The organism is Alteribacter lacisalsi (assembly GCF_003226345.1).
In the GTDB taxonomy this organism is placed as follows: Bacteria; Bacillota; Bacilli; order Bacillales; family Salisediminibacteriaceae; genus Alteribacter; species Alteribacter lacisalsi.
The window spans coordinates 294,039-310,833 of record NZ_PDOF01000001.1; the positions used below are offsets into that span (position 1 = coordinate 294,039).

A 16,795-nucleotide genomic window follows, 5' to 3' on the forward strand; every position below is an offset into this window, starting at 1 on the left:
CGTAAATGGTCGTCTTTTTGTACCTTCTGGCGCATAGACTGAAATGAAGAAGGTAAAAAAAGAAAATTCTAAAAATTATTACAAACACCTTTATTATTGTAACCGGTTTCATTAAAATAGGAATAAGGGAGGAGGATGTCCAAAGGTGAAGAGAGCATGACGCAACGGCTCGGTTCATTCCCGCTTCCGGAAACGGAGTCCTTTCGAAAGGAGAGGTCACGAACGCACTGTTCAAAGAGAAGCACAGTCTTTTTGATCATGTCCTGATAAGGAAAGGGAGGAAAGCGAATGGAAACCGTTACACAAAAGCCATGGTTCCAGCATTATCCAGAGGAAATTCCCACATCGATTGATTACGAAGTCCGCACTCTGCAAAGCTACCTGAAAGAATCCGCCGAAACGTTTCCTGAAAAAGCCTGTCTTCATTTTATGGGGAAGGAAATGACGTATGCGGAAGTATACGATGCGTCACTGAGACTGGCTGACCGGCTCAGGTCGCTCGGCGTCAGGCAGGGGGACAGGGTCGCAATTATGCTTGCGAACACGCCTCAGGCGGTCATCGCCTATTACGGTGCCCTTTTCGCAGGCTCGGTTGTGGTTCAGACGAATCCTCTTTACGTGGAGCGTGAGATTGAGCATCAGATGAACGACTCAGGGGCGAAAGTCATGATCTGCCTTGATCTCGTTTATCCGAAAGTCGCCAACGTAAAGGACCGTACCGACCTTGAACATATCATCGTAACCGGGATTAAGGATTATCTGCCGTTTCCAAAAAATCTGATCTATCCGTTTATCCAGAAGAAACGGACAGGAATCAAAGTGGATCTGCAGTATAATGACCGTCTTCATTCCTTTACCGAGATGCTGAAGCAGGGGCAGGCAAAGGAAATGACGTTTGACATTGACCCGAAAGAGGACCTCGCACTGCTTCAGTACACAGGTGGTACGACCGGTCCGGCTAAAGGAGTCATGTTGACGCATTATAACCTTGTAGTCAACACGCTTCAGTGCAAGCACTGGATGTACAAAATGAAAGCGGGCGAAGAAACCGTTATCGCTGCGCTTCCGTTTTTCCACGTGTATGGAATGACCACGGTTATGAATCTGGCGATCCGAATGGGCTTTAAAATGATCATCATGCCGAAATTTGAACCAAAGGACATCCTGAAAGCGATTGAAACGCACAAAGCTACGATTTATCCGGGCGCTCCGACGATGTATATCGGTCTCTTAAACCATCCGGATATCGAAAAGCACGACCTGTCTTCGATTAAATGCTGTCTCAGCGGCTCGGCACCGCTGCCGGTTGAAGTGCAGAACAACTTTGAAAAAGCAACGAAAGGCAGCCTTGTTGAAGGATACGGTCTGACAGAAACCTCGCCTGTTGCTGTGGCTAATCTGATTTGGGGAAATCGGAAGCCGGGCAGTATCGGAATTCCATGGCCTGACACGGACGTGGCAATTCTGGATGCGGAAACAGGTGAAGTGGCCGGACCTGGTGTTACTGGCGAGATTATGATTAAAGGTCCGCAGGTGATGCGAGGATACTGGAATAATCCTGAGGCCACAAACGCTACGTTTAAAGGGGATTGGTTCCTGAGCGGCGACATGGGCTATATGGATGAAGACGGATACTTCTATATTGTCGACCGGAAAAAAGATATGATTATCGCCGGAGGCTTTAATATCTATCCGCGTGAAATTGAAGAAGTGCTTTATGAACACGAAGCCATCCAGGAGGCGTGCGCGATTGGTGTTCCTGATCCGTACCGGGGCGAGACGGTAAAAGTATTCATAGTCCTCAAGGACGGTAAGAAACTTACGGAGGAGGAACTTGAAGCATACTGCCGTGAGAAAATGGCAGCCTACAAGGTACCGCGCCTCGTTGAGTTCCGTGATGAACTTCCGAAAACGATGGTTGGTAAAATTCTCCGACGCGTGCTGGTAGAGGAAGAACGTGAAAAGCAAAGCACCCAGGAACAAAGTTAACGAAAGCACCCGTTAAGGCGGGTGTTTTTTTCTTGGTGAGGGTCCGCTTCTTATTGAAGCTCGTTGATCGAAGGGGAAAATTATACGCAAGAGGTCCAGACTCCGGTGTTTAAGTCCTGATATTTCTAATGAATCGAGCAGTTGCCGTGAAGAGGGGAGGAATAAGAAGTGTTTTTAACTGCACAACAAATAGGGGAAACAGAAGAATAATTATTTAAAAATAAAAATTTGAAAAAATTTCACAAATTCTTTGATATCTGTAATCGTTTTCATTAGAATGATATTAAGAGAGTAGTTTGTCCAGAGCGGTCCCTGGTATAAGCCGCGGGGGAGGTGCTGTATCTAATAAATGCAGCATTCGCGGTAATTCCGGTACAGCCGTGACGTGATCCTGTAGTGTTCATGAGACGCACAGGTTTTAGAAAGTGAGAGTTGAAGGAGGCCTTTTCATGGAAGAACGACTCGCACGACCATGGCTCAAACATTATCCTGAAGAAATTCCGCACAGGATTGAATATGAAGAGAAAGCTCTTCAGACGTACCTCAAAGAAGCGGCAGAGGAAACGCCGGACAAACCGGCGCTGCACTTTATGGGCAAAGAAATGACCTTCGCCCAGGTGTACGATGAAGCCCTCCGTTTTGCGAACGGACTTCGCGGGCTTGGTGTGAAAAAAGGGGATCGTGTGGCTATTATGCTTGCCAACACGCCTCAGTCGGTTGTATCTTACTATGGCACCCTGATGACCGGCGCTATTGTGGTTCAGACCAACCCTCTCTACGTAGAGCGTGAACTTGAACATCAGATGTCCGATTCAGGTGCGAAAATCATGATCTGTCTGGATCTGGTATATCCGAGAGTCGCCGGTGTACTGAAGAAGACCAGGCTTGAGCATGTGATTGTGACTGGAATTAAGGATTACCTTCCGTTTCCGAAGAACGTCGTTTATCCGTATATTCAGAAGAAGAATACAGGCATTAAAGTGGATATCTCCTACAATGAACGGACTCACGCCTTTACGGAGTTTCTGAAGAATAATAAGCCCGTACCGGTGGAATTGGATATCGACCCGGTAGAAGATCTGGCACTTCTACAATACACGGGAGGCACGACCGGGGTTGCCAAAGGGGTTATGCTGACCCATTACAATCTCGTAGCCAACACAACGCAGGCGCTCCGCTGGATGCATAAGATCGATCACGGAAACGAAGTTATTTTGTGCGCCTTGCCGTTTTTCCACGTGTACGGTATGACAGTGGGCATGAATTTTTCCATTATGGACCGGTCAAAGATGGTCATTCTTCCCCGATTTGATACGGCAAAGACTCTAAAAGCAATTGAAAAACAGAAAGTGACCATATTCCCTGGTGCACCGACAATGTACATCGGGCTTATCAACGATCCAAAAGTACAGAAACACGATCTTTCATCCGTTGACGTATGTATAAGTGGATCCGCTCCGCTTCCGCTTGAAGTGCAGGAAAGGTTTGAATCGCTCACAGGAGGCAAGCTTTCTGAAGGCTTCGGTCTGACTGAAGCATCGCCTGTAACTCACTTCAACTTGATGTGGGGCAAGCGTCCGAGCGGCAGTATCGGGCTGCCGTGGCCTGACACGGATGCTGCAGTCCTCTCAGCAGAAACGGGAGAACCCGCACAGCCTGGTGAAGTAGGGGAGCTTGTCATTCGAGGCCCGCAGGTGATGAAAGGGTACTGGAACAGGCCGGAGGATACGAATGCCACGTTTAATGGGGACTGGCTGCTGACCGGCGATATGGGCTACATGGATGAAGACGGTTATTTTTATATCGTTGACCGCAAGAAGGATATGATTATTGCCGGCGGTTTCAATATCTATCCCCGTGAGGTGGAAGAGGTACTTTATGAGCATGAAGCCATACAGGAGGCTGTCGTTATCGGGATTCCCGATCCATACCGAGGAGAGACAGTCAAAGCATTTGTCGTTCTCCGGGAGGGTGAAACCCTGTCAGAGAAAGAACTGAACGATTATTGCCGCAAGAAGCTGTCAGCTTATAAGGCGCCAAAGCATTTTGAATTTCGTGAGGAGCTCCCAAAAACCATGGTTGGAAAAGTGCTTCGCCGTGCTCTTGTGGACGAAGAAAAAGAGAAGCGGGAGAAGGAAGCTGCCGGAGCGAAGAGCAGTTAAAATCTGATGTGGATCCAGGCGCCCTGCCCGGGCGCCCTCCTTAAGGCCGGCGGGGATAATGCAGAAGGCGGAATCTATAATAATATGAGCAGAACTGTAGGATTGTCCAGGCAAAAGCCGATCCTCAAAATATCAGGATTAGATTTGACACAAGTCACTTTCTGCACTAAACTATACATAAAGTGAATGAATAATCATTCATTTTTGTGACTAGAGGATTGGCTGAGGAAGTGACCACAATGGCAAAGAAAAAAGGAAAGAAATTTGAACAAATTATAGACGCTGCCGTAACTGTTATTGCTCAAAACGGCTACCACCATTCGCAGGTGTCCAGAATTGCACGCGAGGCAGGTGTAGCTGATGGCACGATCTACCTTTATTTTAAAAACAAAGAAGATATTCTGATCTCTTTATTTGAAGAGAAAATGGGCAGTTTTGTGATCCGGAGCAAGGAGCAGCTTTCAGAAGAACCGGATGTTGAACAGAAGCTCAAAAGGCTCATTGAAATGCATCTCAGACAGCTTGAAGCTGATCATGATCTTGCGATCGTCACACAGCTTGAACTGAGGCAGTCAAACCTTGCTCTCAGAAACCGGATCAATGAAGTACTCAAAGGCTATCTCGGCCTGATTGATTCGATCCTGACCGAAGGAATTGAAACCGGTTTTTTTGCACCGGATCTGGATGTAAGAATGGCCCGGCAGGTCATTTTCGGTGCTATCGATGAAGTGGTGACCAACTGGGTAATGAAAGATCATAAATACAATCTCGTTTCCCTTGCCAATCCGCTTAATAAAATGCTTCTATCCGGGCTGCGCAGGTAGTCCGGATCAGCAGCTCCGTCACCCGGATGTCTTTGTAAATGGCTGTGTTAAAATCTAATATTGATTTCCGCTGACTGCCCTCCCTTTCCGCGGGCACCACTGCAGCCTCCTCGGGAAAATCGCTCTGCGGGGTCTTCCGTCGGTGCTGTTCCCGCAGGAGTGTCGGGCGTTCGCTGCAATCGACTTTCTTTTAAAAATTGACATTAATCTTTAACACAGCCTTGTAAATAATTGATCTCCACTTTGTTTTTTTCTTAAAGGTGAAAGCGTTTTAATGTCGAATAACAATAGTTGAGATCGAAAGGAGTGACCGCACTTGAGCGAATACAACTATATTCAGGTTCAAAAAGAAGAGAAAATCGGTTACCTTACACTTCAGCATTCTCCGGCAAACGCTCTTTGCCAGCCAATCTTTGCAGAATTGAATGACGCCCTTGATCAGTTTGAGGGAGATCCTGAAGTAAAAGTGATTATCGTACACGGGGAAGGGCGCTTCTTTGCAGCAGGAGCCGATATTAAAGAGTTTACGACTGTCGAAAACGGTACCGAGTTTCAAAAAATGGCAGAAACCGGCCAGCGTGTGTTTGACCGGATGGATGCTTTTTCAAAACCGATCATTGCCGCAATCCACGGTGCCGCACTTGGCGGCGGATTGGAACTGGCAATGGCCTGCCACATCCGTTTTGCAGGAGAAAAAACCAAGCTTGGTCTGCCTGAACTGCAGCTCGGCCTTGTACCTGGATTTGCCGGAACACAGCGTCTTCCTAAACTCGTAGGAAGATCCAAAGCAACTCAGATGCTTCTCACTTCAGACCCGGTTTCAGGCAGGGAAGCAGCTTCCATTGGCCTTGTTGACGCCGTATTCGAAGAGGACGCCGTTCTGGACGAAGCAAAAGGAATGGCAGAAAAGATCGCACTTAAAGGAGCGGTTGCTGTCCGCAATGCTCTCAGACTTCTTCATTACGCAGAAAATGTGGGAGAAGAAGGCGGAAAGATGGAAGCGGAGTGCTTCGGAGAAGTGTTTGAGTCCGAAGATGCAAAAGAAGGTATTGATGCCTTTATGAACAAACGCCAGCCAGTTTTTAACGACCGCTGACTGACCGGTCGCTCTGCTGATTCACACCGCAATGGGTGAGGCCGGCAATACATTAAAATAAAGAACGATCTTTCGGGAGGGATAACGATGAACATTTACGTGATCTTAAAGCGTACGTTCGACACTGAAGAAAAAATCCAGATTTCCAATGGTCAGATTGAAGAAGACGGGGCGGAATTTATCATCAACCCGTATGACGAATATGCAATCGAAGAAGCGATTCAGCTTCGCGATGAACACGGCGGGGAAGTAACGCTTGTAACGGTTGGAGAAGAAGAAGCCGAGAAACAGCTGCGCACAGGCCTTGCTATGGGTGCGGATAAAGCTGTCCTGATTGACAATGAAGAAGTGGAAGACCGTGATCCGTACACCACTCAGGCTCTTCTTGCTGCTTACTTTGAAGACAAGGAAGCCGACATCATCCTTGGCGGAAACATTGCTGTTGACGGCGGATCCGGCCAGGTCGGCCCTCGTCTTGCCGAAAAGCTCGGCATCGTCCATGTAACTTCCATTGTTAAAATTGATATCGCTGACGGTAAAGCTACAATCGAGCGGGATGTAGAAGGAGATCAGGAAGTAGTTGAAGTGAGTCTTCCTGTACTTGTGACAGCCCAGCAGGGTCTGAACGAGCCGCGCTATCCATCGCTTCCGGGAATCATGAAAGCGAAGAAGAAGCCTCTTGAAACACTTGATGCGGATGATCTTGACCTCGATGAAGACGAAGTAACCGGGAAAACGAAAACCGTTGACCGCTACCTTCCACCTGAAAAGCAGGCAGGAAAAGTGCTTGAAGGGGAAGTTGACGATCAGGTGAAAGAACTGGTTTCTTTACTGAAAAACGAAGCGAAAGTGATATAAACAGAGGAGGAACTGACGATGACGAAAAAGATTTTAGCAGTAGGAGAGATCCGCGACGGTGAATTCCGTAACGTATCATATGAAGCTGTAGCAGCAGCAAAAGAGATTGCTTCCGGCGGAGAAGTTGTCGGCGTTCTGCTTGGTGAGAATGTAAGCGGTTTAGCCCAGGAACTGATTCAATACGGTGCCGATCGTGCCGTAGTGGTGGAAAGTGAAAAACTCTCCTCCTACACACCGGACGGCTATACTCAGGCTCTTCAAGCTGTAGTCGAGCAGGAAAACCCCGACGGCATGATTTTTGGACATACGTCGATCGGAAGAGACGCAGCACCGAAACTGGCTGCGCGCCTCGATTCAGGACTCGTATCGGATGCAACAGCCATTGAAGTTGCCGGGGAGGAAGTCATCTTTACCCGTCCAATTTATTCCGGTAAAGCATTTGAGAAGAAAGTCGTTTCCGGCGGCAAGATTTTCGCAACGATTCGTCCGAACAATATCGCACCTCTTGAAAAAGACGAGTCCCGTTCAGGAGACGTGAGCGAAGTGACTGTCGATATTAAAGACATCCGTACGATCATTAAAGATGTGGTGCGCAACACAGCTACCGGTGTGGACCTTTCAGAGGCCAACATTATCGTTGCAGGAGGACGGGGACTGAAGAGCGGTGATAACTTTAAGCTGCTTGATGAGCTTGCAGATGTCCTTGGTGCTGCGGTCGGTGCGTCCCGTGGTGCATGTGACGCAGAATACTGTGACTATGCGCTGCAGATTGGTCAGACTGGTAAAGTTGTTACACCTGATCTATACATTGCAGTCGGAATTTCCGGTGCAATCCAGCACGTGGCCGGTATGTCCAACTCCAAAGTGATTGTAGCCATCAATAAGGATCCTGAAGCTGAAATCTTCAATATCGCGGATTACGGAATTGTAGGCGATTTGTTTGATATTGTACCGAAGCTGACGGAAGAATTTAAAAACGTAGTTGTAAAATCATAATTGTAAGGGTCCGGGTGCTGCGTGCAGCATCCGGATTTTTTTGATTCGGAGGCAAATTTGAACCATGCCGCCTCCGGGGAATTCGCCGGTGAGGGTTCTGTGAGGGTATCCGCGATTACCTGATTTTATCCTCTGAAATTCTGGTGTATCCAGGATCCTATCCCCGCCAGCTTCCTCACAGTTGAAAACTCCAGCTCCAAAAGCATTCCGTCCCCCCTCCAGAGAATATATTGGGCCTCTCTATGGCAGACTATGGAAATCATAGTGTGAAGGAGCTGTCTGAATGTCAATCGCTTCCCAGCCAGGAATCAACTTTGAAAATCTGTTCACCTACACGCCAATGCAGCATGATATTGTATCCCACGTGCTTACCCTCGGGTTCGTGGCCCATGCCGCTGGACTCGTATATTTTGCCTTTGCCCAGAAGGATATCCACCCAAAGCTCAGGACGGCAACGATTTTTTCCTGTTTCATTATGGCCGCCGCCGCCCTGAATCTGTTCAGGCAGTTTTCATCCTGGAATGATGCATTCAACTGGACCGGCTCCTACTACGAAATCGAGCAGACTTTTTCAAATGGCTTCAGATACTTTAACTGGTTTATTACCCTGCCGCTGCTTTTAACACAGCCCATGTTTGTTTTTGGCATCAGGGGGAAAACCTTTGTCAGAAATACAATCATTTTCGTAGCAGCTAGCATCATCATGGTCTGGACCGGTTATATCGGCCAGATGCACGAGGTTACATCCTCGTTTCAGTACTGGTTCTGGTTTATGGCCGGTTCGATCGCCTATATACCCATCCTCTGGCTTCTGTATGAGGTTTACTTTGTTCAGCGGGATCAGGTTCCGGTTCATGTTGTACCAATGGTCAGAAAGCTTTTCTTTTTTCAGGTGCTTTCCTGGACAGTCTATCTCGCAGCCTATCTGATGCCTGTGTTTTCCTTTTCGGCGGATGGGGCTGTTGTAAGGCATATCCTCTACACAATCGCAGATATTTTCTCGAAGCTCATATACGGTGTCTGGCTTTCCTATATCGCACTGAAAATCAGTGCACATAAAGGATACCAGCCTGCTAAGGATAAACTCGGCGCTGTTTCTACAGGTTCAGGAGAAAAGGAAAAGACTTCGACGTCATAACAGGCATATGTTTTGCACGGAACGGCCGCCTTCCGATAAAATAACAATTGGCACGCTTGAAAAGCGCGCAATCGCAACATTGTTCCAAATAATGATATACTAAACGGGAGATAATACCCTTTTGAAGGAGGAATTTGATTATGGCTATTAAAAACGCAACTGATCAGGATTTCGCACAGGAAGTAAGTGACGGACTTGTACTCGCAGATTTCTGGGCACCTTGGTGCGGCCCTTGTAAAATGATCGCTCCGGTACTTGAGGAACTTGACGCGGAGATGGGCGACAAAGCAAAAATTGTCAAAATCGATGTGGATGAGAACCAGGAAACTGCAAGCCAGTACGGTGTCATGAGCATTCCGACACTGCTCGTATTCAAAAATGGTGAAAAAGTGGACCAGGTTGTTGGTTTCCAGCCGAAGGAAGCTCTCGCTGAACTGCTGAACAAACACGCATAATAAAAAGAACTGTCCGGCCGCAAGGTGCCGGACAGTTTTCTTTTTCTTAAGCCTTCCAATCTTATCAATAGCTGTTTTCGGATAGCTTGTTGTTTGTCGTATATTTTGATATGGAGCGTATGGCGGTGACTTTTGCTGAAAGCGTCCGCCTGGAGCGTAATAAACAACAATCTTTACGAAAAGAGCGTAATCAATTGACTGGCCGGGACCGCTCTGTTTTTCCGCTGTCTTCCGCTGTGATATTATAGAAAGACGAACATACAATCGGGTGGTGGGCGAACAACGATGGATACCCTGAAAAATAAATTATCACTGCTTCCGGACGACCCCGGATGCTATCTTATGAAAAATAAACACGGCACCATTATTTATGTCGGTAAGGCGAAAGTGCTGAAGAACCGGGTCCGGTCTTATTTTTCCGGCTCCCATGACTTAAAAACACAGCGGCTCGTTTCTGAAATCCGCGATTTCGAATATATTGTCACCTCATCCAATGTGGAAGCTCTTGTGCTCGAGCAGAACCTCATCAAAAAATACGAACCGCGATACAACGTGCTTCTGAAAGACGATAAACATTATCCTTATCTTAAAATTACGAGGGAGGAACACCCACGGCTTATTACTACCCGCAAAGTAAAAAAAGACGGCGGGAAGTACTTCGGCCCTTATCCAAATGCCTTTGCAGCAAATGAGACAAAAAAGCTGCTCGACAAGATCTATCCGCTTCGGAAATGCCGTACGCTCCCCGACCGGGTGTGTCTTTATTATCACATCGGCCAGTGTCTTGCACCCTGTGAGTTTGAGGTGACCCCTGAAAAAAACAAGGAACTTGTGACCGAGATTACCCGTTTCCTGAACGGGGGCCACAAGGAAATTAAAAAGGAACTCACAGAAAAAATGGAGAAGGCCGCAGAAGAACTGAACTTTGAACGGGCCAAGGAACTTCGTGATCAGGTGCAGCATATTGAAGCGGTGATGGAAAAGCAGAAAATGGCCCTCACCGACCTGGTGGACAGAGATGTCTTTGGAATCAGCTATGATAAAGGCTGGATGTGTGTCCAGGTCTTCTTCGTACGCCAGGGGAAACTGATTGAACGTGATGTGAGCATGTTTCCTATGTACCAGGAAGTGGCGGACGATTTCTATACATTCATCGGCCAGTTTTATGACGACCCGCAGCATAAAAAACCTAATGAAATCTTCGTCCCGGAAGAGGCGGATGAAAATCTGGTCAGCGAATTTCTCGGTGTGAAAGCATTCAAGCCGAAAAAAGGCCAGAAACGGGAACTGGTCAACCTTGCCGGTAAGAACGCCTCCATAGCACTGAAAGAGAAATTCAACCTTATTGAACGTGACGAGAAAAAGACGATCGTGGCTGTTGATGAGCTGGGCAAAGCGCTTCAGATCGACACGCCACACCGTATAGAAGCGTTTGACAACTCCAATATCCAAGGTGTGGATCCTGTGTCGGCCATGGTTTCATTTCTCGATGGCAAGCCGGATAAAAAGAGCTACCGGAAGTATAAAATCAAATCGGTCGAGGGGCCGGATGATTATGAGTCCATGCGCGAGGTCGTGCGGCGCAGGTACTTCAGGCTGCTGAAGGAAGAACAGCCGCTTCCGGATCTGATTGTCATTGACGGCGGGAAGGGACAGATTTCAGCTGCACAGAGCATCCTCGAAGACGAACTCGGTCTTGCCATTCCTGTGTGCGGTCTCGTTAAGGACGATAAACACCGCACGTCCCAGCTGATGATCGGAGATCCGCCAAGGGTAGTGCCCCTGAAGAAAACGAGCGAGGAGTTTTACCTTCTTCAGCGCATTCAGGATGAAGTGCACCGCTTTGCCATCTCTTTTCACAGGAATGTCCGGAAAAAAGGGATGTTTACTTCTGTGCTTGATGAGGTAGAAGGAATAGGAGAGAAGCGGAAGAAAGCCCTTCTCAGACATTTCGGGTCCGTAAAACGGATCAAAGAGGCGTCTGAAGAAGATTTCCGTAATGCAGGACTTCCGGCAGGTGTGGCTGAAAACCTGAGAAAGAAGCTGGATGACAACGAGAAAAAAACATAAAAATCAGCTGTTGCGATCAGTCACGATGTCTGATAAACTCGTAAACAGTTGAATATCAGCTTCAGCCAATGAAGTGACTGATAGAGGAGCGGACGTGAAGAGTACAGCAGAGGAGGGGATTGAGCCCCTTTGATTCTGCTCGAAAGGAACGCCCGCCGAAGTAAAGAAACAGCTCAATCGTTTTTTTACTGGATCTGTGTTTAAGAAATACAGAGCTGTCATACAACGATTTGTTGTGTGGAGAACTATCTCACCGGGCGACACGTGTAAATATCGTAGTCGATACGGCAGTGGGATTGTGATCCTGCTGCCGTTTTTTTGTTTTTATGCCGTCACCTGCGTGCCGGAAGCCTGGCTTTCGCACCGGTTAGACAGATAAATGGTGCAGATATGTCTTCATGTGGAAAATTCAGAGGAGGCGTTTTGATTGGCAACAGTAGTACAGAAGTTTGGCGGTACATCGGTGGCAGATGCGGCAAAGATTACCCGTGCAGCCGGACGGGTAAAAAAGGCACGAGATGAAGGGTATAGCGTTGTGACCGTCGTATCGGCCATGGGGAAATCAACAGATACACTCGTGGATCTTGCCAGGGAACTCAGCGATAATCCAGACAAGCGGGAACTGGATATGCTTATGAGCACCGGGGAACAGGTCACCATTTCCCTCATGGTTATGGCCCTTAAGGAACTGGGCATCGATGCTGTTTCACTGACCGGCTGGCAGGCGGGGATCCGTACAGAGGCCGTTCACCAGAATGCACGTATAACAGATATCGAAACAGATGTGATTGAGTCTCACCTGAAAGAAGGAAGAGTCGTCATCGTTGCCGGATTTCAGGGGATGACACCTGAAGGCGAAATTACTACACTCGGACGGGGCGGTTCAGATACTACCGCCGTGGCACTTGCTGCTGCCCTTAAAGCAGAGAGCTGTTCAATTTTTACGGATGTAACCGGGGTGTATACGTCAGATCCGCGGGTAGTAAAAGAAGCACGCCAGTTGAGCAGTATCTCGTATGATGAAATGCTGGAACTGGCCAATCTGGGAGCAGGTGTTCTCCATCCAAGAGCAGTTGAATTTGCTAAAAACTATCAGGTTCCCTTAGTGGTAAAATCCAGCATGGTAGAAAAAGAAGGAACGATTGTGGAGGAGGAAGCATCGATGGAACAAAATCTCATGGTACGGGGGCTTGCTTTTGAAAGTGCTGTTACGAAAGTGACAGTGGAAGGAATGCCCAATGAGAACGATACGCTGTCAAACCTGTTTTCAGCTCTTGCCGAATCAGGAATTAACGTGGATATTATCATTCAGCAGGTAACTGAAAACGGACGGATCAACGTCGCGTTTTCTATCCATACACAGGCGCTTAAGGATACCCTTGCCGCTGTGGAAAGCCGGCGGGAGGAACTTCAGTATACGAATGTCCGCCACTTTGACCGCCTTGCAAAAGTGTCGATTGTCGGTTCCGGTATGATTTCCAATCCCGGCGTAGCAGCAGACATGTTCCGCGTCCTATCCAGGCAGGACGTGCGGGTGCAGATGGTATCCACATCCGAAATTAAAGTTTCTGCTGTGGTGGAAGAGGAAAAAATGGTCCGTGCTGTTGAAGCCCTTCACACCTTCTTTGAGCTGGACCAGCGTGTAGAACTGAACGTCTAGGATGAAAACAGCTGTAAATAAAGAAAGTCCCGCAGAGGCTCAGCTGCCTCGGCGGGATTTCTTTTTATCTGCTTTTCTGCTTAGATTTTCAGGAGGATCAACCGGGTCTTTTTTGTCCCAGCGGACCGTAATTTCATATGTCAGCGGCTTATGCTTCTGGATTTCATACGCGGCTTCGGTAAGAGACCCGGTGCGGGTTTGTATTTGTTCAGCAAGAAAACCGCACTCTAAGGATACATAGCTGCGCTCCGGTGTATGCCGGGTGCCGGTGAGTTCGTAAATTTGCTGCTGCTTTTTTTCCTTAACGAGCTTGAGAACGCCCCACTGTGCTTTATAAAAGAATGAAGCTGTCTCCTCAACGGTCGAAAGCGTATGTTTTCGGGCGAGTGCTTTACCGCCCCAGTAAAGGATTGATTCCTCGTGGTCACCAAGCAGTTCCGGGATCAGGTCGTTTCGGATAAGATCGAGGCTGAAATCCGGATCCGGAAGCACGGCTTCTGAGGAGTCGCTGTTTTCTATTTTCTGTTCGTACTTCACATCCTGTTCAGACATTGCTGTCGCCTTCTTTCTATACCAGTTCTAACGGTTTATGCATCTGCGGCCGGCAGGTACTGAAGCCGGATTGATGTCTGCTTACATCTTATCACATGTTGATTTACGCAGGATAAGAATTTCGGCCCTTTTTTCCTGATCAGCACGGAACTTTTCGATCTTACGGCCGTATAAAGAAAAACGTTATCCTCTAAAGTGGAAAAAGTTGAAGAAATTTCATAGAAACCCCTGAAGTTAAGTGATATACTAAGTCGCGAAGAAAAATGGAGGTATGGCAGATGAGACTCGGGTTTTCAAAGTTACTCACCCCATTCAGAATTATATTAACTGCATATGTCATTGCCATGTTTGTTTTCAGCGTTCTCCTTTTTCTCCCGATCGCTTCACAGCCCGGCGTAACCGTCAGTTACTCAGAAGCACTGTTTACGTCAGTGAGTGCCGTGAGTGTGACCGGACTTACGGTTGTCAACGTTTCGGAAACCTACAGCGGGTGGGGCGTCCTGTTTCTTGCTCTCGCGATTCAGCTTGGCGGCATCGGGGTTATGACAATCGGAACATTCGTATGGATGATTTTCGGACGTAAAATCCATCTTTCCCAGCGCATGCTGATTATGGTGGACCATAACCAAATCGCTTTTTCAGGACTCGTAAAGCTGATGCGGGGAATTCTCGCAGTGGCAATTGGAATTGAAATTATTGGTGCACTCATACTGGGTACATATTATCTCAACTATTTTGACACGGCTCTTGAAGCCTATTACCAGGGTGCCTTTGGAGCGCTGTCGGCTTTTACAAACGCCGGCTTTGATGTAACCGGCCAGTCCCTCATTCCATTTGCGGATGATTATTTTGTTCAGATTGTCAATATTCTTCTTATTATTGCGGGTGCAATCGGCTTCCCGGTGCTGATGGAAATTAGAGAGTATCTGACATCAAAGGACAACAATTTCAGGTTCAGTCTCTTTACTAAAATCGCAGTATCCACATATTTCATTGTGCTCGCAGTCGGATTCCTCGGTCTCTGGTTCCTTGAGCGCAATGAGTATTACGATGGTCTCTCGTGGCACCAGCAGCTGTTCTTTTCCCTGTTTAACTCAACAACGGCAAGAAGCGGCGGGCTTGCGGTTATGGATGTGAGTGATCTGGGGCTGGCCAGCCTGCTGCTCCTTTCCGGACTGATGATTATCGGGGCCAGCCCGTCGAGTGTGGGGGGCGGGATCCGGACAACGACACTCGCAGTCATGTTTTTGACGATCCGGAGCTTTGCCATGGGGCGCAGTGATGTCAAAGCATTCGGTAGGGAAATCCACCCCGAAGACCGTCAGAAGGCATTTATTGTCCTTTCTGTATTCATTGTCGGGCTGTTTACCTCGATTGTTTTACTGGCACACTTTGAGGACATGCAGCAGGTGCAGCTGATGCCCATTATCTTTGAGGTAAGTTCGGCGTTCGGAACGTGCGGCCTCTCGATGGGCATCACAGATGAACTTACCCAGGCGAGCCAGAATACCCTCATGGTGCTGATGTTCATCGGCCGTGTCGGCCTTGTGGCATTCCTGTTCTCCATTCGACGCCGGGAACAGAAAACATATTACAAGTACCCAACGGAACGGATTATCGTAGGATAGGTTGATATAGGTAAAAAAGGTATATTAAAAAAGTAAGACTGAAGGAAAGTAGAGTGCAGAGACCGGGTCTGGTCTGCTGCACTCTATTTTTCTTTTGGAATGGCTCTGTTAAAGTCTATTGTTGATTTCCGCTCACTGCCCTCCCTTTCCGCGGGCACCACTGCAGCCAGCAAAGAAGTGCCGTGCTTCTTCCTCTGCCGGCATCGCTCCGAAGCGTCTGCGTCGAAGCAGCTCGAAGCGAATTCACGAAGTAAACGCTCGTCCCTGCGGGGTCTTCCGTCGGTGCTTTTCCCGCAGGAGTGTCGGGTGTTCGCTTCAATCAACTTTCTTTAAAATGGAATAAACACTGATCAATCTGCCATCCCTGGTGCTTGTACTTAGGAGTGGAAAACCGAAGCCTTTCGGGGGCTGCGGTCGCAGGACTAAGGTGGCCTTACGAGAATTTTGTTCAGAAAATGGACAAGATTGTGTTCCTCTGAACGTTTTTTTGTTAAAATAAGTTCTGTATCCGCTTTCTTGACGATCCACTTTTAGTGGGAGTACAATATAAATTGTAAAAAAATCGTAAGAAACACTGGATTTGACGAACAATGACCGGAAATGACGAAAAGGAAGTCCTGATAAGGAGGCGTTCAAAGAAGAGGCCAGGCAAAAACGAACAACACATACCTGTTCAGAAAATTTAAAATTTACAGGGGGAACGAACCGATGGCACAAAATCGAGAGTATTTTTTGCGGAAAATGCATTCATTACTGGGAGTTATTCCGGTAGGTCTTTTTATAATTGTCCACTTTGGGGTTAACTACTTCTCCGTACGCGGAGAAGAGGAGTACAACCAGGCTGTTGCCTTTATGGAAAACCTTCCGTTCCGCTACGCAATGGAAATCTTCATTATTTTCCTGCCTATTCTTTTTCACGCAATCTACGGCATCTACATCGCCTTTCAGGCTCGTCACAATACAAGCTCGTATGGATATTTCCGTAACTGGATGTTCCGCCTCCAGCGTGTGACAGGCATTATCGTCCTGATCTTTATGGCGTGGCACGTGTGGGAAACACGGATCGCTGCTGCAATGGGACAGGAAGTTAACTTCGACATGATGGCTAACATAGTAGAAAATCCGGTGGCACTGGTTGCCTACCTGATCGGAATTTTAGCAACAACGTTCCACTTTGCTAACGGACTATGGTCCTTCGGTATCACGTGGGGCATTACCGTATCACCACGTTCACAGCAGATTTCCACGTATATTACGCTAGGGTTCTTCCTTGTCCTTTCTTATGTAGGCGTTGCGTCGATCCTGGCATTTCTTTAAGTAAATCCGAAACCGTAATGAGGTCCTTTCACAGACAGGACGTCACCATG

General features: G+C 47.7%; 13 protein-coding genes and 1 riboswitch. Of the genes, 12 read left to right on the forward strand and 1 reads right to left on the reverse strand.

The genetic code is table 11. The annotated features are described in order from the left end of the window. The first annotated feature begins 288 nt into the window (after positions 1 to 288). The 10 genes from CR205_RS01355 (at position 289) to CR205_RS01405 (ending at position 13,248) form a co-directional block, all read left to right on the forward strand. Positions 289 to 1,989 (forward strand): AMP-binding protein, encoded by a 1,701-nt coding sequence (locus CR205_RS01355; RefSeq protein WP_110516202.1) that lies wholly within the window; start codon positions 289 to 291, stop codon positions 1,987 to 1,989. 449 nt (positions 1,990 to 2,438) lie between these two features. After that, positions 2,439 to 4,151 (forward strand): AMP-binding protein, encoded by a 1,713-nt coding sequence (locus CR205_RS01360; protein WP_110516204.1) that lies wholly within the window; start codon positions 2,439 to 2,441, stop codon positions 4,149 to 4,151. Between the two features lie 239 nt (positions 4,152 to 4,390). Next, positions 4,391 to 4,975, forward strand: a complete 585-nt coding sequence (locus CR205_RS01370) for a TetR/AcrR family transcriptional regulator (RefSeq protein ID WP_110516209.1) — start codon at positions 4,391 to 4,393, stop codon at positions 4,973 to 4,975. A 316-nt stretch (positions 4,976 to 5,291) separates the two neighbouring features. Further along, on the forward strand, positions 5,292 to 6,071 hold the full coding sequence (locus CR205_RS01375) for an enoyl-CoA hydratase (protein WP_110516211.1): 780 nt from the start codon (positions 5,292 to 5,294) through the stop codon (positions 6,069 to 6,071). Positions 6,072 to 6,158: 87 nt separating this feature from the next. Then, a complete protein-coding gene (locus CR205_RS01380; protein ID WP_110516213.1) occupies positions 6,159 to 6,929 on the forward strand; it encodes an electron transfer flavoprotein subunit beta/FixA family protein in 771 nt (256 codons plus the stop codon). A gap of 18 nt (positions 6,930 to 6,947) precedes the next feature. Then, positions 6,948 to 7,925, forward strand: a complete 978-nt coding sequence (locus CR205_RS01385; RefSeq protein ID WP_110516215.1) for an electron transfer flavoprotein subunit alpha/FixB family protein — start codon at positions 6,948 to 6,950, stop codon at positions 7,923 to 7,925. Positions 7,926 to 8,208: 283 nt separating this feature from the next. Next, the gene (locus CR205_RS01390; protein WP_110516218.1) at positions 8,209 to 9,063 is read left to right on the forward strand and encodes a bacteriorhodopsin; all 855 of its coding nucleotides are present in this window, start codon (positions 8,209 to 8,211) and stop codon (positions 9,061 to 9,063) included. A 140-nt stretch (positions 9,064 to 9,203) separates the two neighbouring features. After that, complete coding sequence (trxA, locus tag CR205_RS01395) at positions 9,204 to 9,518, forward strand: thioredoxin (RefSeq protein WP_110516220.1); 315 nt, start codon at positions 9,204 to 9,206, stop codon at positions 9,516 to 9,518. 285 nt (positions 9,519 to 9,803) lie between these two features. After that, positions 9,804 to 11,588, forward strand: coding sequence for an excinuclease ABC subunit UvrC (uvrC, locus tag CR205_RS01400; RefSeq protein WP_110516222.1), 1,785 nt, complete (start codon positions 9,804 to 9,806; stop codon positions 11,586 to 11,588). Positions 11,589 to 11,661: 73 nt separating this feature from the next. Next, positions 11,662 to 11,844: riboswitch (Lysine riboswitch) on the forward strand. 171 nt (positions 11,845 to 12,015) lie between these two features. Further along, positions 12,016 to 13,248: an aspartate kinase gene (locus CR205_RS01405; RefSeq protein ID WP_110516224.1), complete on the forward strand. Its 1,233-nt coding sequence runs from the start codon at positions 12,016 to 12,018 to the stop codon at positions 13,246 to 13,248. Between the two features lie 39 nt (positions 13,249 to 13,287). Here CR205_RS01405 and CR205_RS01410 read toward each other — a convergent pair whose 3' ends face one another. Then, positions 13,288 to 13,800 carry a YslB family protein gene (locus tag CR205_RS01410; protein WP_110516226.1) on the reverse strand — a complete coding sequence of 171 codons (513 nt, stop codon included), beginning with the start codon at positions 13,798 to 13,800 and terminating at the stop codon, positions 13,288 to 13,290. Between the two features lie 278 nt (positions 13,801 to 14,078). Here CR205_RS01410 and CR205_RS01415 point away from each other — a divergent pair, with 278 nt between their 5' ends. Further along, on the forward strand, positions 14,079 to 15,428 hold the full coding sequence (locus tag CR205_RS01415) for a TrkH family potassium uptake protein (RefSeq protein WP_110516228.1): 1,350 nt from the start codon (positions 14,079 to 14,081) through the stop codon (positions 15,426 to 15,428). Between the two features lie 708 nt (positions 15,429 to 16,136). Beyond that, entirely contained in the window at positions 16,137 to 16,745 is a 609-nt protein-coding gene (locus tag CR205_RS01420) for a succinate dehydrogenase cytochrome b558 subunit (protein ID WP_110516230.1), read from the forward strand. Positions 16,746 to 16,795 lie beyond the last annotated feature (50 nt).

Coding starts and splice junctions, on each gene's coding strand:
- CR205_RS01355 (WP_110516202.1), top strand. CDS start 289: ATGGAAACCGTTACACAAAAGCCATGGTTCCAGCATTATCCAGAGGAA.
- CR205_RS01360 (WP_110516204.1), top strand. CDS start 2,439: ATGGAAGAACGACTCGCACGACCATGGCTCAAACATTATCCTGAAGAA.
- CR205_RS01370 (WP_110516209.1), top strand. CDS start 4,391: ATGGCAAAGAAAAAAGGAAAGAAATTTGAACAAATTATAGACGCTGCC.
- CR205_RS01380 (WP_110516213.1), top strand. CDS start 6,159: ATGAACATTTACGTGATCTTAAAGCGTACGTTCGACACTGAAGAAAAA.
- CR205_RS01385 (WP_110516215.1), top strand. CDS start 6,948: ATGACGAAAAAGATTTTAGCAGTAGGAGAGATCCGCGACGGTGAATTC.
- CR205_RS01390 (WP_110516218.1), top strand. CDS start 8,209: ATGTCAATCGCTTCCCAGCCAGGAATCAACTTTGAAAATCTGTTCACC.
- trxA (WP_110516220.1), top strand. CDS start 9,204: ATGGCTATTAAAAACGCAACTGATCAGGATTTCGCACAGGAAGTAAGT.
- uvrC (WP_110516222.1), top strand. CDS start 9,804: ATGGATACCCTGAAAAATAAATTATCACTGCTTCCGGACGACCCCGGA.
- CR205_RS01410 (WP_110516226.1), bottom strand. CDS start 13,800: ATGTCTGAACAGGATGTGAAGTACGAACAGAAAATAGAAAACAGCGAC.
- CR205_RS01415 (WP_110516228.1), top strand. CDS start 14,079: ATGAGACTCGGGTTTTCAAAGTTACTCACCCCATTCAGAATTATATTA.
- CR205_RS01420 (WP_110516230.1), top strand. CDS start 16,137: ATGGCACAAAATCGAGAGTATTTTTTGCGGAAAATGCATTCATTACTG.